This window comes from Devosia sp. UYZn731, assembly GCF_040546795.1.
Taxonomy (GTDB): Bacteria; Pseudomonadota; Alphaproteobacteria; order Rhizobiales; family Devosiaceae; genus Devosia.
In genome coordinates this window covers 30,079-48,101 of sequence record NZ_JBEPOL010000002.1, presented here as the reverse complement: position 1 = coordinate 48,101, position 18,023 = coordinate 30,079, and the positions used below count along the sequence as shown (strand labels likewise).

Sequence of the window (18,023 nt, the reverse complement as noted above, 5' to 3'; positions counted from 1 at the left end):
CTTGCAACAAGCGGGTTTAGCCTGATTCCTGGCTCTCACGACTAAGCTGCATCGTCCTTATTAAGGCGTCATTAACCTTTGATGACACTTGTCGCTTATCCCCACTAATCCCATATCAGATACTAGATTTTGGGGTTATGATGGGCCCCGACACAACGAGTGGTGTGAAGGTTGTGGGAAAAAAGTGAAAATGTTGGCCTCGACTCTGGCTCCCAAGCTAGCCCAGAGTAAATCCAACGCCAGTACCCGAGTCCTCCCGACCGCACCCGGCCACCACACATTCTGACCCAAGAGATTTGCGAATGCGCATCGAACGCCGCTTTACGACTGCCGATCAAGACCGCTACAGCGCCCTCGATTTCCGCTCGGCGACGAGCGAAATCCGCAATCCCGATGGCTCTGTCGTCTTCAAGCTGGAAAACATCGCGGTGCCGGCTCAGTGGAGCCAGGTCGCGGCTGACATCATCGCGCAGAAGTATTTCCGCAAGGCCGGCGTCGCCAAGGCGCTGAAGAAGGTTGAGGAGAATTCCGTACCCTCCTGGCTGTGGCGCTCCGTCCCCGACGAAGCTGCGCTCGAGAAGCTCCCGGAGGCCGAACGTTATGGTTCGGAAATGGACTCCCGGCAGGTCTTCGATCGCCTGGCCGGCACCTGGACCTATTGGGGCTGGAAGGGCGGCTATTTCGATAGCGAAGACGACGCCAAGGCGTTCTTCGACGAACTCTGCTTCATGCTCGCCAGCCAGCGCGTGGCGCCCAACAGCCCGCAATGGTTCAATACCGGCCTGCACTGGGCCTATGGCATCGACGGCCCCGGCCAGGGCCACTATTACGTCGACCCGTTCACCCACAAGCTGGTTGCCTCGAAAAGCTCCTACGAGCATCCGCAGCCGCATGCCTGCTTCATCCAGTCGGTCAATGACGACCTCGTCAACGACAACGGAATCATGGACCTCTGGGTCCGCGAAGCCCGCCTGTTCAAATACGGCTCGGGCACCGGCACCAATTTCTCCAAACTGCGCGGCGGTGGCGAAAAGCTGAGCGGCGGCGGCCGTTCGTCGGGCCTCATGAGCTTCCTCAAGATCGGCGATCGTGCTGCCGGCGCCATCAAGTCGGGCGGGACCACTCGTCGTGCCGCCAAGATGGTGGTCATCGATATCGATCACCCCGATATCGAGGAATACATCAACTGGAAGGTCAAGGAAGAGCAGAAGGTCGCGGCCTTGGTGACCGGCTCCAAGGTCGTCTCCAAGCACCTCAAGGCGATCATGAAGGCCGCCGTGAACTGTGAAGGCAGTGGCGACGATTGCTTTGACGTGCAGAAGAACCCTGCCCTCAAGCGCGAAGTTCGCGCTGCCAAGAAGGCTTTGGTGCCGGAGAACTACATCTACCGCGTTATCCAGTTCGCCAAGCAGGGCTATACCGATCTCGATTTCCCCATCTACGACACCGATTGGGACAGCGAAGCCTACCTGACCGTCTCCGGCCAGAACTCGAACAATTCCGTCCGCGTCACCGACGATTTCCTCAAAGCCGTCGAGACCGATGGCGACTGGAACCTGACCGCCCGCAAGGATGGCAAGGTCGTCAAGACCCTCAAGGCGAGCGACCTCTGGGAACAGATTGGTTATGCCGCCTGGGCATCGGCCGATCCCGGGATTCAGTATCACACCACCATCAACGAGTGGCACACCTCGCCTGAAGCCGGTCCGATCAATGCATCGAACCCCTGCTCGGAATACATGTTCCTCGACGACACCGCCTGCAATCTGGCCTCGGTCAACCTGCTGCCCTACCGCAACGCCGACTCGACCTTCGACACCGCCGCCTACGAGCACACGGTGCGCCTGTGGACCGTGGTCCTCGAAATCTCGGTGATGATGGCGCAGTTCCCGTCCAAGTCGATTGCCGAACGTTCGTTCGAATACCGCACGCTGGGCATCGGCTACGCCAATATCGGTGGCCTCTTGATGACCTCGGGCATTCCCTATGACTCCGTGGAAGGCCGCGCCATCGCCGGCGCCGTCACCGCCATCATGACCGGCGTCAGCTACGCCACCTCCGCCGAAATGGCCAAGGAACTGGGCCCGTTCAAGGACTACAAGCGCAACGCCAAGCACATGCTGCGCGTCATCCGCAACCATCGCAACGCCGCCCATGGCAATGCCGGCGGCTATGAGGGCCTGTCCATCAACCCCGTCCCGCTCGACCACGCCTCGCTGACCGATGCGGCCCTGTCCGAACGCGCCAAGCTCGCCTGGGACAATGCCCTGGCGCTGGGCGAGCAGCACGGCTATCGCAACGCCCAGGTCTCGGTGATCGCCCCGACCGGCACCATTGGCCTCGTGATGGATTGCGACACCACCGGCATCGAGCCCGATTTCGCCCTGGTCAAGTTCAAGAAGCTGGCCGGTGGCGGCTACTTCAAGATCATCAACCGCGCCGTGCCGCCGGCCCTGCGCACCCTTGGCTATGGCGAAAGCCAGATCGCCGAGATGGAGGCCTATGCGGTCGGCCATGGCAACCTGAACCAGGCGCCCGGCGTCAATCCGGCGACCCTCCGCACCAAGGGCTTCACCGACGACAAGATCGCCGCGCTCAACGCTGCCACCGAAAGCGCGTTCGATCTCAAGTTCATCTTCAATCAGTGGACGCTGGGCGTCGATTTCCTCAAGAGCCTGGGCGTCACCCAGGAGCAGATGAACGACTTTTCGTTCGAGCTGCTGCCGTTCCTTGGTTTCTCCAAGAAGGATATCGAGCTCGCCAATATCCACGTCTGCGGCGCCATGACCCTGGAAGGCGCGCCCCATCTGCGGGCCGAGCATCAGGCGGTGTTCGATTGCGCCACCCCGTGCGGCAAGATCGGCAAGCGCTCGCTGTCGGTCGATAGCCACATCCTGATGATGGCGGCGGCCCAGCCATTCATCTCCGGCGCCATCTCCAAGACCATCAACATGCCCAATGATGCGACGGTCGAGGACGCCAAGGAAAGCTACATGACCAGCTGGAAGCTGGCGCTCAAGGCCAACGCGCTCTATCGCGATGGCTCCAAGCTCAGCCAGCCGCTCAACTCCTCCGTGCTCGCCGTCGAGGATGAGGACGAGGAAGACGCGATGGAGGAGCTGCTGCTGCAGTCTCCGGCCGCCCGCGTGCCCCAGGTTGCCGAACGCATCGTCGAGCGCATCATCGAGCAGGTGCGTAGCCGCGAGAAAATGCCGGATCGCCGCAAGGGCTATACCCAGAAAGCCGTCGTCGGCGGCCACAAGGTCTATCTGCGCACCGGCGAATATGACGATGGCCGCCTCGGCGAAATCTTCATCGACATGCACAAGGAAGGCGCTGCCTTCCGCGCCATGATGAACAATTTTGCCATCGCCATCTCGCTGGGCCTGCAATATGGCGTGCCGCTGGACGAATATGTGGAGGCCTTCACCTTCACTCGTTTCGAGCCCGCCGGCATGGTCATGGGCAATGACCGGATCAAGAACGCGACCTCGATCATGGACTACGTGTTCCGCGAGCTGGCCGTGTCCTATCTCGACCGCGACGACCTGGCCCATGTGAACCCGGCCTCGCCGACCTCGCTTTCGGGCGGTGTTTCCGAGGAAGCCAGCACCCGCAATCCCCCGAGTGCCCCGGCGCCGGTTCCGGCCGACAAGTTCGTCTCCCGCGGCATGACCCGCGGCCGCACAGCCAATGCTTCATTGATGCTGGTGCCGACCGCCCATGCCTCGCACTACGCGGCGCAGTCCTCCTCGATCTCGACCGTCACCGCCCTGCGCAGTGCCACGGCCCTCAAGATCGAACCCTCGGCGACCGTCCTCAACGCCGCCGAACTCGACCCCATCCCAAGCCCGCCGCCCTCCACCGACAAGCACCAGCTCCGCGCCGAAGCCCAGATGAAGGGCTATACGGGCGATCAATGCAGCAACTGCAATTCGATGCGCATGAAGGTGTCGGGTCACTGCATGGTTTGCGAGGATTGCGGGACGACGACTGGGTGTAGCTGAGCGGCAGGTCCGCCGCCGCTGTGACGTGGGGAATAAAAGTTCCACTAATCGCGGGTAGCCTTCCAGTACGTGGGGCATAATGGTTCCACTGACTTGCAAAGTGCCCGACGGGATTTAATGACAAGCCTATGAGTAGGGCGAGCGACTTTGGTCGCTCGCCCTACCTATTCGGTGCATTGCAGTTGTTGCCGGCGGACCAAGACTAGGCGATAGCAGCCTAAGAGCGGGTCCCGCCCGCTACTTCCGCTTGCTCGCTATAGAGTTATCTTCCACGATCAGATCACTGCTTCGCCAAGGGGGGACCATGAAGCCTTATACTCGCTCAATCATCGAGCTGTTCGATGGCAAGAAAAGGTTTCTGATCCCGCTTTATCAGCGACAATACGCCTGGAAGGCCCAGCCGCAGCTGGAGCTGTTGTGGGAGGACATCGAGCGATCCGTTCAAAGACTGGAACAGGATCGCTCGTCTTTGACGCCACACTTTATGGGCGCAATCGTCATTGCCCAGGTCAAGACCTTCGGCAAGCAGGTCCAGGCTTACGAGATCATAGACGGCCAGCAGCGTCTCACGACGTTCCAGCTTCTGCTGGCGGCAATCCGTGATGTCGCCCAAGCCAATGGGTCCAAGTACGAGGCCGAACTCCAAAAATATCTCCTGAACGATGGCGTCATGGAGAACCAAGAAGTCGAACGCTTCAAGCTCTGGCCTTCACTGAACGACCGGCGATCCTTCATCGGCATCGTTGATCCGCATGTCGATCCACATGTACTGGGTCCCAAGCCAGTCGACGAGGATGGCATTGTGAGGCGCTCAGTCGCCGCACATGCCTATTTCAAAGACAAGATCGAATCCCATGTAGATGACAACGGAAGCTTCGACGAGCATCGTCTGGAAATCCTCTTCGAGGCTTTAAAGGATGGGCTTGCCATCGTGTCCATCGAACTGGAGGGCGGGGACGACCCCCAAACTATCTTCGAAACCCTGAATAGCCGCGGCGTGGATTTGACGCCGGGCGATCTGATGCGCAATTTCATATTTCAGCGCGCTAAAGGGTTGGGCCAAGCCGATCACTCGTTGCTGGTGGACAAGCTGTATGAGAAGCATTGGCTGCCGCTCGATCGCGCGGTCTGGGGCCAACCGGCATCGCGAGGGCGGCAATCCCGCCAAAGACTGGATTGGATGTTGACCGACCATCTGTCCATGCACATCGGCGATCTGGTCTCGGTGGAGACTCTTTTCGATAGCTACCGACGCTGGATACTCAACTCCCGTCCGTTCCTCGACGTCACCGCTGAACTCGAGTCCATCTCGGCGACTGCGGCTATCGAGAAACGGCTGTTCGATCAGGACGCAAAGGATCCCATCGGCAATTTCGGCCGCTTCGCCGACGCATTCGATGTTTCTACGGCGATGCCACTCGTCGTATATCTTGCAACCGAGGAGGCAGTGGGCGCGGATATCGATAGAGCGCTCGAAGCGCTTGAGAGCTACATCCTGCGGCGGGATATTTGCGGTCTCACAACGAAGAACTACAACCGCTTTTTCATTGGCATCATCGACCGTCTTCGCGCAGCCGAAGGAAACAAGGTCGACGCGCTCGTGCTATATCTCTCAAGCCGGCAGTCCGATCTCGATCGTTGGCCAGACGACGCGGAATGGCAGCATGCCTGGCTTGGACGCGACCAATACAAAGGATCCCGGCAACCACGGCTGCGCTACATATTCGAAGCCATCGAGCTCGCCAAGAGAACGGCTCTCAACGAAGACATCCAGATCAGATCGACGCTGTCAATTGAGCACATCATGCCTCAGAAATGGAGGACTAACTGGCCAATCCCTGGGTTCGATCACCTCGACGATAGTGACACCGACCCGGATCATGTCGCCCGGAAGGTGGCGCGCGATGGCGTTGTCGACAACTTGGGTAACCTCACGCTGCTCACTGGACCACTCAATTCGGCGGTTTCAAACGGTCCCTACTCGTCGAAGATGCCCGCTGTCCGCGCCCATTCCAGTCTGGCGCTGAATCGCGAGCTGGTCGAATATGATGACTGGAACGAGGGAACAATCTCAAGCCGAGGGCTGGCTCTCTTCGGAACTGCCAAGAAGATCTGGGTCGCCCCGACCAGAGGTGCAGACCAGTCCGCGGTCAACGACCTCGCCGGCGACGGTGTCAAACTTCCTCCAGACGGAACAGAGTGCAAGTTCACCTATGCGGGCGTGGACTATGCAGGAACCATCAGGGAAGGTCATCTGGTCGTAGAGGGAGTGGAGCGTGCGTTTGCGACTTTCTCTGGCGCCTCAAAGACGCTCACGCGAACAAACCGCAACGGCTGGAACGATTGGCATCTCCGCGACCAGATGGGTGGGTGGGTGCTAGCGGATGACTGGCGACGGCATTTGGCGAACCCAGTCGGTGTGGAAAGTCCAGGGGAGACTAGTTAGTGGCGTTCCCCTCTAGTCAAAGCCTATTGTTGGCTAGCAAACTGGCCTGCCTCGGCGCTATGGTTTGGTCATTGCCAGTGGTTGGGCAAAGCGCCGTCGAACACCACATCTGGCAAGATCAGAGCACCTTCAAGCCAATGAGTCGGACAGCCATCGCCATCACGGGCGCTATCGCCCTAACGGGGAATCCGAGCTTCGCCGAAGTCGGCAGCACAACGAAAATATCCTTCGATGGTGGTGAACCAATCGAGCTGAGTTCCGTGGGTGCCTCCTGGAGGCAATGGAGCCTCAATGGCGAGACGCGAACCGCGGAGGTATTCCGCCTTGCCTCTGACCCCGGCACACTGCGGAACGGCAACGCCCTCTGCGGCGATCCAGTTCGTTATTTGGTATTCTCGGAAGGCAGTGTCTTCGGCGGCGATCAAGTGCTCGAGATCGCCATGTTCAGCTCGAAAAAAGCGCCCTTCGACATCAATAGCGAAGGTCTCTGTGCCACTTTCAGTTACTTAGTGCAGTGAGAGTGGAGATGGTGTCACTATCCCATGGTCTCGAAGCCGGTCGACGGCGGACCGACGAACAATCCCGCCAACCTCCGCTCGGAAATGGCTGGCGACAGGCGCGGCGGATTACCTTCCGTTCAAATGTGGGCTAATCAGACGCCGCCTTGTCCGCCAAGTATTCAGCCCAACGGGCATTGAGCTTCCTCTCTCGCAAGTTGAATGCGAAGGGGACGCTTTCGGGCGCAGCTTCAACTGCGGCATTATAATCCGTCATGACCAGCAAGACGTCCATTAACGGTGCGCTGCGCTGCTGCAGCGTAGCCAACCGCCCCCGGATTGCCTTTGTCTGCGCAGCTGCAGCCAAGTGCTTGAAAAACGCTCCAAGCATGTCCGATGACATGATGAACACAAAGACCGACAGAATGATCCTTACGAAGGTCATTGAGGCCGATCGGTCTAGATTGATTCCAACGGACAGGCCGATCACACCTGCGATTACAATGAACGCAGCGAGGATCACCCCCATTACTCTGCCGCTAAAATCCTGCAACTCGGATGTAAAAAACGCGGATTCCTCGAGCATTTCGGCAAGACGAGAAGCTCCAGGGGCATTTTTCGTGGCGTAGTAGTCTGGGTTCTCTTTGGCGACCGCCTGCTCCTCAGTTACCGTGAAACGTTGGCGCAGCTCTGATAATTCAAAGGCTGAAAACGTCTCGGCAAACGCACCCGAGAGCAGCGACGCTCGACGGGCTGTCTGCGCCGCGCTGCGGGACTTTTCATACTGAATGCTGATCAGCCACCAAACGACCAGGCCTATGCCACCCGCAATGGCCAAGGCGTACAGCCACGTCTCATCGACGATAACAACGGAAAGTGCTGCCGGGACCGCCAATAGCAATTGCAGGAAGAAGAGCCAAACTCGAAGTCGAGACGATTTATCAAACTCGGCAAGCTGATAACCAACAAGTTTGCTAGGGCTGAGTGACACAAAAGTTCTCGCTTAGAATGCAGTCCGCCATAGCTAGGCGACTTTCCCGAGGCCGCGCAAGTGTGGGGACCTCTGGAGCGCGGGCAATCTCTTGGAGGGCTGAGATTAGCCATACGCCGGAAAATAGTTCGGCAGGACCAGACGCCATCTGTCAACCGCACCCGAAACATTGCCGACTGCCGCCATTGCTTCGGCCTCCTTTGCACGATCTCTGGCCCAGGTCATGCGGTCGACGAGAACCTTGATCTTAGCCTTCGTATTCACATGCTCCCCGACATCGTCGCTATATCCGGCCGGATCAGCCAGTTTGTACTGCACCAGGTTAATGCCTTTGTCGAAGACGTAGCGCATGCCAGAGGGGAAATCAGTGATCGTGATGCCATCGAGGGACCGCAGGACGAGCGTCTCCAGGTGGAAGGACTTGAAGAGGCTACGGCTCTTGTTCCAGCCTTTCATCATCTTGATTAACGGAACGAGGTCGTTGTTGTGCGTCTTGTTGGCTGCTGTCCAGATCTCGGCGTGCTTTCGGGGATCCGTGGAAATCCATTTGTTCAGCTCGAGGCTGGGGATCAAGTACCCGCCTCCCTTGCGATGGAAGGCAGGCACCACGTCGACCTTGAAGTCGCTGAAGGTGATGGTCACGGCCGAACCATCCGGCCTGATATCGGGGGTCTTAGTATATGTCTTACGGAGCGACTGTTTGATGCTCTCGAGCAGCGCCTTCTTTCCGTCCTCGCGGTAGTACTTCACATCAAGCACGATGAAGATGTCGACGTCGGCCTCTTTCAGGGGCCTGATCATTGTGCTGCGGCGGTATGATCCCGTGAGAAATGTGTCGTTGACGACGAAATCGCGCTCCAGGACACCTCGGATGTCTCGTTGGCGGATCGCGACCGTCTGCTCCTGCAGATCTGGGATCTCGAGATTGCTGCGAAGAACACGAAATGCTTCCGCGATCGTCCTTACCATTCGTTGCAGGTGCTCATTGTTTCGCTCTTGCCATCTGCGCGCGGCGCCGACCTATTTGATCACGACGTAAAACGGTTCGCTATGACCGACCAGACGATCATCGCTTCTTCGGATGATGAATGCCTCCGCCAGATGGACGCCGCGGTATTCCAACTCCTCCCATCGGCGATTGCCCTCGGCGGGTCGTTCAAACCCGCCCCGCCCCTTCTTCAGTGCCATTGCGACGGCACCAGTATTAGTGATGCGCCATCGAACATAGCAGTCGGCAGGCACCACTTGAAACTTGTTGACCCGGACGTCGAACCACAGTCCCCCGCGGGAAGGTAGCACCTCTCCATTTTGGACAGGGTGAGCTCTACCCCCTTTCTGGAGGGCGTATTCCGCAGATACCTGGACATTGCGGGAAACATTGTCCGTTGTCTTCCAAGGCGGAACCTGGATGTGTGGTGGACTCTTGAACCAAGGGGGAAGGATGGTGATGCCGAAGTCGATTATGCTGTCCACCAGACTGTCGAGGTGGGCGGCGCTTTCCAGAAGCATCGCGTTCGTGCGCTGCATTGCGGACGCTTCGGCTTTCTTGACGTTCTCCCCCTTTGCGAAATCGTCGCCGAAGACCTTGCGCCATTTTTCTATACTATCTGAACGGGTGGCTGCATCGATCGCTTCGTCGATCCATTTCCGGTACTTGTTCACGAAGTTCCGGAAGTTGGCATACTGAGTGTCGTTCCAGAGGTCAGCAAAATCTTGCGCCGGCAGCGCTGGGTTAGGGACTGCCGGCTTATCCGGGCGTGCCTGCAACCAGTCATCAAGCCTCCCCATGATCGTCTGCAAAGCACTAGGGGTATCCGAGAAAGCGTTGGAGTCCTTGTCGAACCACTCGATGCGGTGACCTATGAGGGTAGTCAAGAGCACGGACTGGCAGCTGAATCGCCTCTTAATGTCGCGTACGTATTTGATCAGCCTAGTAGCTTTGCGGAACGAGTTATTGCCCGAGTAACCGTTCTTTTCGCGCATCCATCGCGTGTACTCGACTGGCTGGGAATCCTCGAACTCACCCGTGCGTCTGTTGCAGACTTCGAGGGTGCCTTGATAATCTCGGTCCATCACCAAGGGAGCAATGTCGATCTTGCAATCATCCGCATAGGTGATGGTTACGCAGTAGTCATAGACAACCGTCTTGTCGCCATATCGGCCGCTGTCGAGAAAAACTCGGCCGAGTTCTTTAACGTACTGGGCGGCGCTCCAACCCTTCACCGCATGAACTTTGACTAGGAGGTCTGCGTCGAACTCGCCAATGTCCACAGGGCGAATTATGGTGTCGTGCGCCCAGGACCCCTGCTCGATGAACGTTGATATAGGTGGCTCCCAGTCCGATCCCCTTATGAAGTCCTTGATGGTTTCCACCCGCTCTTCGAGGCGGTTAATACGGGTTTGATTGAGGTTGACTGTATCGGCTAGAAAATCCTTAAAGTCGCTGACCAGTTTCATAAGTGACTCCCCAGCAAAGACTATTTGAGGCTTGAGTGCTTTTCAACGAATGCCCTCACGGTTCTGGGGATTGATCAGCATGGTGCGTCTGCTCGACATCGTGTCAGGGTGTCCGGCAGCTCTGCGAAGCATGCCAGCCGCGCCAGGGCAGCGGTGCTGAAGGGAACGAGAAGGTAAGCAAACCGGTGCCAATCTGAAATTCTTAGGCCTTCTGAAAGCGAAAATTTCCTCCACAAATAGCGGACTTTCACATGGACTTCGCCTCACGCATGGGAAGTTGTTGCAGATATCACGTGGAGGATGGCTTGTGACTGTAAAACCGCCAGAGAGTGGGCCGGAATTCGAGGCCATGATGCGCGCGATCGATGCCGATCTTAGCAAGGAAGATGTCTCGATCCCGCACCGGCCGATACGTGCCGTGATAGCAGTGGGTACAATGTTCAAACTTGCAATGCCCTTCTTCAAGCCGTCGCTTGGCGCGCCCGCCGAACTGAAAGCGACCGCCCAACTGTCGGAGAACATCCACGCTTGGTACGAAGCGGCCTATGGCGACAGGCTCAAGCTGGATATGGGCATGGGCAAGATGGTCATCGAGCTCGATCGAGACCTCTACATCCTGGCGTTCCCCCGAATCATGGGCAGCGTCCAATTTGTGACCTTGACCAAATTCATCGACGCGCCCCGGTTTAGTTCGAACGGACCAGCCATTTGCAACATCCTCCAACTGGTGCAAGACCTGACCGAGGCGAAAGCAGGTACGCTTTCCATTGAGGCGTTGCGCGGTCTCGACCAGAAGTTCAACACCGGGCTCGAGGCACACGACATTCTCGAATCCAGCCAGAAGCAGGAGCTGATCCGGATCGCTCGCGGCGATATCCTGACCGCCATCAACACACTGATGGACCGGCATGATCGTTTCGCTGAATCGAAGTGGGCGTCGCTGCAGGCCGCGGAGAAAACCCTCAAGGCAGCGATCGTGTTGCAAGGCGGGATGTACAAGAACACCCACGATCTCGCGAAACTATGCGAGCATCTCGAAAGCCTTGGGTTGAGATTCAACTGGTTTCCGCTGACCAGTGTGATTCAATGCTCGCCTGCGATCCGATACGGCGATGAGCCCTGCAGCCGCGAAGAAGCCCTCGCAGCACATCAGGCATCGCTGAAGCTTGTCGTGGCATTAAAGGACGCGGGCACCAAGTTCGAGCAATCCTTGTTGTGATTTGGTCGCCTGGCCTTTTGGGTAGGGCGCCAGAGTCGAATGGCCTCTCCACCCATGATCTCATCGCCATCGGCGCTGCTAGGTTGCGGACTGAGGTCGGCTGACATGGTCTCTCGTATTCAAGAGCTCGAGACCTGCGTCCGTTAAGACAGGCCCGCCTTCTTCCTGCTTCAGCAGAGCGAGCGAAAGCAGCTTTGCGAAGTGCAGGGCATCGACATGCTCCGGAACGGTCGGCGACAGGAAGCTCGCCAGTGTTTCCAGTTCTTGCGGCGTCAGTTCGTCGTTGGTCATGGCCATCTCCTTTGAACTGACGACAACAGGCGGTCGCCGGACTGGTTGCGTGATCGCCGGCATCCTGCCGATGCTTCAAGCGTTGTGCAGATGAACGGAGATAGCCATGAACACCGCCAATCTACAGCTCGAAGGCCTTTTGATCGCCATCGCGTCGATGAATGACCTGCTAGTCACCAAGGGAATTGTTGACCGCGAAGAAATTGCGCACGCTATGGATGTTGCTGAACAGACGGTGCTCGGCGATTACCGGACGGAGGAGTTGGAGCCTGCCCAACGCGACGCTATCGCCTTCCCCATCCGGCTCTTGAGGTTGGCAAACAATGGCGCCGCTGAGACCGAGGTCACGCCGTTTTCCGAGCTGGCCAAAATGGTCGGTCAGACGAAAGGCCGCCATAACGACGAGGCGTGACTAGCGGGGGACGCGCGCTGCCTCCAGAGCTGGCATGATTTCGTCTGGCTCATCGGACAGCGGAATGTATCCCTGGCCCATAAGCCAATCGCGCACGATGACGTTCACCGCGTCCTCGTAGCTCATCTTACCCGCAGGCGGGGCGTCCCGGTCGGCAATGAACTGCTCAACGCCGTCGAGCAGTTCCTCGTCCAGCTTGACCGATGTCATTTGGGTTTGTTTCCCGGCGTCTCCGAAAGTGGACGCACCTTGTCATCGTGGGCGTAGGAGTTTGGCCCGATGTCTGGCCCTTTGGGCGGAATGACCCGGCCGGGGTTCTTGATCTTGTCGTAGTTCTCTTCGGTCGACGGGTGCGGGTCGGCAACGTCGTTCTTGCCGGCCGTGCCCTCACCGGTGGGAAGACCCTCGCGGCTCATTTCGAGCCCAGCTTGTCTTCGACCTTGGCGCGGCTATTGCCGGCGGATTTGACGGCATCCTTCACCTCGGACTTCGATGTGCCGGTCTTGCGGGCTTCGTATTTCACTTCGTGGTCCTGGCCGCCAGCGACGCGGGCGCGGTCCTGTTTGGTGTTGGCCATGGGTGGTCTCCAAGGGTTGAGTTTTCAATCCTTCGAAAACGCGCGCCGGAATCTACGGTTCCAGCCTAGCGCAGTGCCATTGCCACGGCGTCCGCGAAATCCTTGGATTGCATCGGCTTGCTGACGAAGGGGCGGCCTAAATGTCGGTCCGGCAATTCGCCGGCGAGGTGCCCGCTGGAGAAGATGAACGGGATGCCACGGTCGACTAGTGTATCGGCGATTTCGTAGTCCTCGCCGTTATCGGTCAGGTTGACGTCAATAATCGCGAATGCCGGCTTGTAGCTGTCGATCTCGACCAGGGCCTGCGCCTTGTTGTAGGCGACGAAAATGTCGTCGCATCCCAGCTGCCGCACCTCGTCCTCGACCGCTATGGCGATCAGCGCCTCGTCTTCGACGATCAAAACGCGGCGGCCCGCGAGGAGTTTTTGTTCAGACATGGGCCATGCTTACCGGGTTCATTCAAGCCGTTACGCCAACGGCGAAGAGACAGATCAACTGTAGTGCAAACGTCCAAAAACGCACATGACCATTTCGTCACGCTGCGCGTTAGAGGTGATGCCATATCAAGGAGCCCCCACGTGACCAAGAAAATCGCCGTGCTTGTCGTCGAGGATGAGGCCCTGCTCAGGATGGCCACCGTCGACGATCTCAATGACCACGGCTTCGAGGTCATGGAAGCATCGAACGCCCGGGAAGCGATCGAAATATTCAAGGCCGGCCGCCGGTTCGAATGCCTTTTTACCGACGTCGACATGCCCGGTGACAAGGATGGGTTGGAGCTGGCGGAGATGGTCAAGTCGGCTTGGCCGCCGATCGACATCATCGTCACGTCGGGGCACCGGGACGTCAAGGAAACGGATCTGCCCCAGGATGGCGTGTTCGTCGGCAAGCCGTACAGCACCGAGGCTATCGCAGATCTCATAAAGCGTCTGACCACGGCATAGACAACGGGCCCCAGGCGTCGTCCACATCTGGCTGCTCTCGATATTGATGGCGATCGCCCGATACCCGTACCTCAGCGTACTGTCGGCCAGGCCGACGGCGATCTGGACGCTGTGCAGGCCATCCCAGCCGGCCTCGATCTTCCGCCATAACGGCAGCCAACTCGCCGCGAGCGACACCGTCATTGTCCGTGCGCACGATCAGGACCAGCGAACCCTCGTCCGGCTCGTCGACGGACAGCAGGTTTAGTGGCCTCACTCAAGCTCCGGCACGTCGCCGTTCTGGAACAGCACCACGGGTTCGCCGAACACGCCGTTGACTAGGTCAGCGGTCCGCGTCCAGGTGATGACGCCGACGTGGCGCTTGGCCATCTCCTTGGCCGTCCGGACGGCGCTGGCCTCGTCGCGGATCTCGCGGGGCTCGAATGCCGGCAGTAGCTCGCCGTCCTCGCCCTTGTCGAAGGCGAGCAGCACGATCAGCTTTTGCGGCGGCGCCGCAGGTTTTTCTCGATGTTCCATGGTCAGGCTCGCAGCGGGAATTCACCAATGAATTCGAACGACCCACCCGACATTATGTGCTGCCGCTCCCAGATTTCATGGGCGATCCAATGATCCATGATAGCGGGATACAGGACCTGCGGGCGGAGGTCGTCCGGCAGCTCGACGGTGACGGGATCGAAATCGTCGCCAGCACCCAGGAACTGCTCAACTTCGTCCGGGCGCGGTCCATCACAGTCCACGAACATCGGCAGCGGTTTCAGCAACTCGACCGCCTTGGGAGATAGCCAGATCGTCGATTTCTCGGTCTCGCCAGCGGCGTCGACGAAGATCGCTGCCGCGGACCACGACGGCCCCTCCGTTATGGGCAGGACGGCATCGTAGAACGCGTCCATCAGCTCCTCACCTGCCTCCCAGATCGAGTGCTCGCCCAGGTCAAACCGTTTCCAGCCCATCTGATCTCTCCTTCAAAACGAGAGTTCAAAATAGAACGAAAAGAGAACATATGTCGAGTCCTCTGATGGCTCACCATCCTTGCCGGTTAACTGGCAACCGATTCAAATGTCAGGCATTCTCGACTCCGATGTACCCGAGTGAGCCATGGAGGCCGTAGAGGCCCCACCCCGCAAAAAGCGGCAACCCGCAGGGACTCAGAATCTACCCGTGCATTTCCGCTCCCGACCTTCCGCCCGTTCCAGCTCTGCACGTTGACCGATACGATCCCGACCGGCAGCCACTGGCTGTTTGAGATGAAGTTCGACGGCTACCGGGCCCAGATCGCCATCTCGGGCCCCGAGGTCCGCGTCTATACCCGGAACGGTCACGACTGGACGGAGCAGTTCAAAGTTATCCTCGAGCCGCTGCGGACCTTGACCAAAGGCTCGGTGCTGCTGGACGGCGAGATAGTCGCCATCGACAAGGCTGGCCGCACCAACTTCTCCATGCTCAAGACAGGCATCGGCGCTGGCATTCCTCTGAAGTTCTATGCGTTCGATCTCTTGGAGAAAGACGGCGAGGACCTGACTGCGTTGCCATTGATCGAGCGCAAGGCGATCCTAGAAAGCTTGATTGGCGAGCGGGATGGCGGCGACAGCCTGCAGTACAGCCACCATGTCGTCGACAACGGCCAGCAGGTCTTCGACGCCATGTGCGCCGGCGGCCATGAGGGCGTGATCGCCAAGGCCGCGGACGGTAGCTACATCGGCGACCGCACGAAGACCTGGCTCAAGATCAAGTGCACCAAGCGCCAGGAGTTCGTTATCGGCGGCTGGCGCCCCAGCGACGACGGGCGCGGCATGGCGTCCCTGATCCTGGGGACCTATGAGAAGGGCCAGTTCGTCTATCGCGGGCGCGTGGGCACCGGTTTCTCCGACGCCATGCGCGCCAAGATCCTGAAACAGATGGAGGCGATGCGGATCGCCAAACCGGCCTTCGCCGCCGTTCCAAATGACATCGCCAGGAAGGCCATGTGGGTCCGCCCCGAACTGGTGGCTGAGGTCGCCTATGCGGAGATCACGCCGGACGGCTCGCTGCGGCACGCCTCGTTCCAGGGCATGCGGGCTGACAAGAAGGCCAACCAGGTCGTGCTGGAAGTGCCGGTCGAGGAGGCTGGTTCGGAATTGGATCCTGTGATCGGCGTCGAGGTCGCCGGCGCGCTGGGCATCAAGCTGTCCCATCCCGAAAAGGTCATGCACCCCGGCACGGGGATCACCAAGGCCCACCTGGTAGCCTACTACGCCGCTGTCGCCGACAGGATGCTGCCGCACCTGAAGGATCGCCCGCTGTCGCTGGTGCGCGACACCGACAACGACCTGGCTAAGACGTTCTTCCAAAAGCATGCTCTCCCCGGCATGCCGAAGTGGATCAAGTCCGGCCAGCTCACCAAGGTCAAGGGCACCGAGAGCCGCATTCTGTGGATCGAGGACCTGGCCGGCCTGATCGGCGGCGTACAGATGAACACCCTGGAGTTCCATGTCTGGGGCTCCGACCGCCACCAGCCCGACCTGCCGGAGCGCATGGTGTTCGACATCGATCCGGACGAGGGCTTGAGCTTCGAGGACGTGAAGCGTGCCGCGGTCGACATTCGCGATATCCTTGGCGCCATTGGTCTGCAGTCGTGGCCGCTGCTCTCCGGTGGTAAAGGCATTCATGTGGTTGTGCCGCTCGTGCCGGAAGCCGACTGGACCGCGGTCAAATCGTTCTGCCAGAACTTCGCCGAGCTCCTCGCCCGGACGGAGCCGCACCGCTTCGTTGCCAACATGAGCAAGGCCAGGCGCAAAGGCCGCATGTTCCTCGATTACCTGCGAAACGGCCAGGGTTCGACGGCGGTCTGCCCGTGGTCGACGCGTGCCAGGGCGGGCCGCACCGTAGCGGCGCCCGTGACCTGGGATGAATTGCAGACCATCGACCGCGCCAATGCATTCGACGTCTTTTCGGCCGCCGAACGCGCTCAGGAGCCCGACGCGTGGGAAGGCTATTTCGAAACGGAGCAAACTCTGACTGAGCGCATTCAGGATGTGGTCAGGAACCACTGAGGGTCGTTCGATGAAGATCGCCACCTATAACGTCAACGGCGTCAACGGTCGACTTCCCGTTCTGCTGCGATGGCTCGAAGAGGCACAGCCCAACATTGTCTGCCTTCAGGAATTAAAGGCCCCGGACGAGCGGTTCCCGATCGCAGCGATCGAAAAGGCCGGCTACGGGGCCATCTGGCACGGGCAGAAGAGCTGGAACGGTGTGGCGATCCTGGCTCACGGCGCCACTCCGGTGGAAACCCGACGCGGCTTGGCGGGCGATCCTCTCGACCTGCACAGCCGCTACCTTGAAGCGGCGGTCGAGGGCATTATCGTCGGGTGCCTTTATCTGCCCAATGGCAACCCAGCTCCGGGTCCGAAATTCGACTACAAATTGAACTGGTTCGAGCGCTTCACCGCGCACGCCGCGGAGCTGCTGCAAAGCGGCCTGCCGGTGGCACTTGTCGGCGACTACAACGTGATGCCGACCGATCTCGACGTCTACAAACCTGAGCGGTGGGTCGACGACGCCCTCTTTCGTCCCGAGGTCAGAGATGCTTATCGCAAAGTCGTGGACCAGGGCTGGACCGATGCCTTGCGCAGCATGCATCCCGGCGAGCGAATCTATACGTTCTGGGATTATTTTCGAAACGCCTATGGCCGCGATGCAGGCCTGCGCATCGACCACCTTTTGCTGTCGCCGGATTTGAGCGAACGGCTCGTCGACGCCAATGTCGACCGCCACGTCCGGGGCTGGGAGAAGTCGAGCGATCACGCGCCAACGTGGATCGTGCTCAAGTGACGGCACTGCAGACGCCGGATCGCCGTTACATCGTGGTCAACGGCCGGCTCTGGCGCGCCGCCAATCCCAATTTGCCGGAACCTGAGCGCAATCGTTTGGTGAAAGAATTGATGGAGGCCCGGCGCCAGGTAAAGTCACCTGATCCGGACGCGAAAGCGCAAGCCCGCCGGGACGTAGACAGAGCCAAACACGCTTTGGGCGAACGCGGACCAGTGTGGTGGGATGACGGTGCACCCGACCACAACCGACGGATGGTGAAGAATACGCCATATGCTGCCTGGTTCAAAGCTACCGCCTTATCGATGAACCCCGACATCACCGGGGGAACGGCTGGCTGCCCAGCTCGTTCTGGTTCGAGCCCGGAGGACTGAT

At 59.2% G+C, this 18,023-nt stretch carries 20 protein-coding genes; 10 read left to right on the top strand and 10 right to left on the bottom strand.

The genetic code is table 11. The features are described from left to right. Positions 1-302 precede the first annotated feature (302 nt). The 3 genes from ABIB57_RS04675 (at position 303) to ABIB57_RS04665 (ending at position 6,971) form a co-directional block, all read left to right on the top strand. Positions 303-4,007 (top strand): vitamin B12-dependent ribonucleotide reductase, encoded by a 3,705-nt coding sequence (locus ABIB57_RS04675; RefSeq protein ID WP_354038840.1) that lies wholly within the window; start codon positions 303-305, stop codon positions 4,005-4,007. Between the two features lie 304 nt (positions 4,008-4,311). Continuing rightward, positions 4,312-6,453 (top strand): DUF262 domain-containing protein, encoded by a 2,142-nt coding sequence (locus ABIB57_RS04670; RefSeq protein WP_354038838.1) that lies wholly within the window; start codon positions 4,312-4,314, stop codon positions 6,451-6,453. Beyond that, positions 6,453-6,971 (top strand): hypothetical protein, encoded by a 519-nt coding sequence (locus ABIB57_RS04665; RefSeq protein ID WP_354038836.1) that lies wholly within the window; start codon positions 6,453-6,455, stop codon positions 6,969-6,971. Before ABIB57_RS04670 ends, ABIB57_RS04665 begins: the two co-directional genes overlap by 1 nt. A 130-nt stretch (positions 6,972-7,101) precedes the next feature. Here ABIB57_RS04665 and ABIB57_RS04660 read toward each other — a convergent pair whose 3' ends face one another. From ABIB57_RS04660 to ABIB57_RS04650, 3 genes are all read right to left on the bottom strand, one after another. Beyond that, a complete protein-coding gene (locus tag ABIB57_RS04660; RefSeq protein ID WP_354038834.1) occupies positions 7,102-7,941 on the bottom strand; it encodes a hypothetical protein in 840 nt (279 codons plus the stop codon). 105 nt (positions 7,942-8,046) lie between these two features. Then, positions 8,047-8,910 (bottom strand): SMODS domain-containing nucleotidyltransferase, encoded by an 864-nt coding sequence (locus tag ABIB57_RS04655; protein WP_354038832.1) that lies wholly within the window; start codon positions 8,908-8,910, stop codon positions 8,047-8,049. Between the two features lie 51 nt (positions 8,911-8,961). Continuing rightward, positions 8,962-10,398: an SMODS domain-containing nucleotidyltransferase gene (locus ABIB57_RS04650; RefSeq protein WP_354038831.1), complete on the bottom strand. Its 1,437-nt coding sequence runs from the start codon at positions 10,396-10,398 to the stop codon at positions 8,962-8,964. Between the two features lie 349 nt (positions 10,399-10,747). On the opposite strand from ABIB57_RS04650, the gene ABIB57_RS04645 reads away from it, so the two are divergent. Continuing rightward, positions 10,748-11,617 (top strand): HEPN domain-containing protein, encoded by an 870-nt coding sequence (locus ABIB57_RS04645; protein ID WP_354038829.1) that lies wholly within the window; start codon positions 10,748-10,750, stop codon positions 11,615-11,617. A 78-nt stretch (positions 11,618-11,695) separates the two neighbouring features. On the opposite strand, the gene ABIB57_RS04640 is transcribed toward ABIB57_RS04645, so the two are convergent. Next, the gene (locus tag ABIB57_RS04640; protein ID WP_354038827.1) at positions 11,696-11,908 is read right to left on the bottom strand and encodes a hypothetical protein; all 213 of its coding nucleotides are present in this window, start codon (positions 11,906-11,908) and stop codon (positions 11,696-11,698) included. 106 nt (positions 11,909-12,014) lie between these two features. On the opposite strand from ABIB57_RS04640, the gene ABIB57_RS04635 reads away from it, so the two are divergent. Beyond that, positions 12,015-12,320: a hypothetical protein gene (locus tag ABIB57_RS04635; RefSeq protein ID WP_354038826.1), complete on the top strand. Its 306-nt coding sequence runs from the start codon at positions 12,015-12,017 to the stop codon at positions 12,318-12,320. On the opposite strand, the gene ABIB57_RS04630 is transcribed toward ABIB57_RS04635, so the two are convergent. From ABIB57_RS04630 to ABIB57_RS04615, 4 genes are all read right to left on the bottom strand, one after another. Next, positions 12,321-12,530, bottom strand: a complete 210-nt coding sequence (locus tag ABIB57_RS04630) for a hypothetical protein (protein ID WP_354038825.1) — start codon at positions 12,528-12,530, stop codon at positions 12,321-12,323. Further along, positions 12,527-12,736: a hypothetical protein gene (locus ABIB57_RS04625; RefSeq protein WP_354038824.1), complete on the bottom strand. Its 210-nt coding sequence runs from the start codon at positions 12,734-12,736 to the stop codon at positions 12,527-12,529. Before ABIB57_RS04625 ends, ABIB57_RS04630 begins: the two co-directional genes overlap by 4 nt. Beyond that, positions 12,733-12,897, bottom strand: a complete 165-nt coding sequence (locus tag ABIB57_RS04620) for a DUF3606 domain-containing protein (RefSeq protein ID WP_354038823.1) — start codon at positions 12,895-12,897, stop codon at positions 12,733-12,735. Before ABIB57_RS04620 ends, ABIB57_RS04625 begins: the two co-directional genes overlap by 4 nt. A gap of 65 nt (positions 12,898-12,962) precedes the next feature. Then, complete coding sequence (locus tag ABIB57_RS04615) at positions 12,963-13,334, bottom strand: response regulator (protein WP_354038821.1); 372 nt, start codon at positions 13,332-13,334, stop codon at positions 12,963-12,965. Between the two features lie 141 nt (positions 13,335-13,475). On the opposite strand from ABIB57_RS04615, the gene ABIB57_RS04610 reads away from it, so the two are divergent. Further along, entirely contained in the window at positions 13,476-13,841 is a 366-nt protein-coding gene (locus ABIB57_RS04610) for a response regulator (RefSeq protein ID WP_354038819.1), read from the top strand. Between the two features lie 46 nt (positions 13,842-13,887). Continuing rightward, positions 13,888-14,088, top strand: coding sequence for a hypothetical protein (locus tag ABIB57_RS04605; protein ID WP_354038817.1), 201 nt, complete (start codon positions 13,888-13,890; stop codon positions 14,086-14,088). 5 nt (positions 14,089-14,093) lie between these two features. Here ABIB57_RS04605 and ABIB57_RS04600 read toward each other — a convergent pair whose 3' ends face one another. Both ABIB57_RS04600 and ABIB57_RS04595 read right to left on the bottom strand, forming a co-directional pair. Beyond that, entirely contained in the window at positions 14,094-14,357 is a 264-nt protein-coding gene (locus ABIB57_RS04600) for a hypothetical protein (RefSeq protein WP_354038815.1), read from the bottom strand. A gap of 2 nt (positions 14,358-14,359) precedes the next feature. Next, positions 14,360-14,791 carry a hypothetical protein gene (locus ABIB57_RS04595; protein WP_354038813.1) on the bottom strand — a complete coding sequence of 144 codons (432 nt, stop codon included), beginning with the start codon at positions 14,789-14,791 and terminating at the stop codon, positions 14,360-14,362. A 252-nt stretch (positions 14,792-15,043) separates the two neighbouring features. On the opposite strand from ABIB57_RS04595, the gene ligD reads away from it, so the two are divergent. The 3 genes from ligD to ABIB57_RS04580 are packed head-to-tail and all read left to right on the top strand — an operon-like array spanning position 15,044 to position 18,022. Further along, a complete protein-coding gene (ligD, locus tag ABIB57_RS04590; protein ID WP_354038812.1) occupies positions 15,044-16,870 on the top strand; it encodes a DNA ligase D in 1,827 nt (608 codons plus the stop codon). Between the two features lie 10 nt (positions 16,871-16,880). Continuing rightward, entirely contained in the window at positions 16,881-17,651 is a 771-nt protein-coding gene (xth, locus tag ABIB57_RS04585) for an exodeoxyribonuclease III (RefSeq protein WP_354038810.1), read from the top strand. Further along, positions 17,648-18,022 (top strand): hypothetical protein, encoded by a 375-nt coding sequence (locus ABIB57_RS04580; RefSeq protein ID WP_354038808.1) that lies wholly within the window; start codon positions 17,648-17,650, stop codon positions 18,020-18,022. The genes xth and ABIB57_RS04580 overlap by 4 nt, the downstream gene beginning before the upstream one ends. Position 18,023 lies beyond the last annotated feature (1 nt).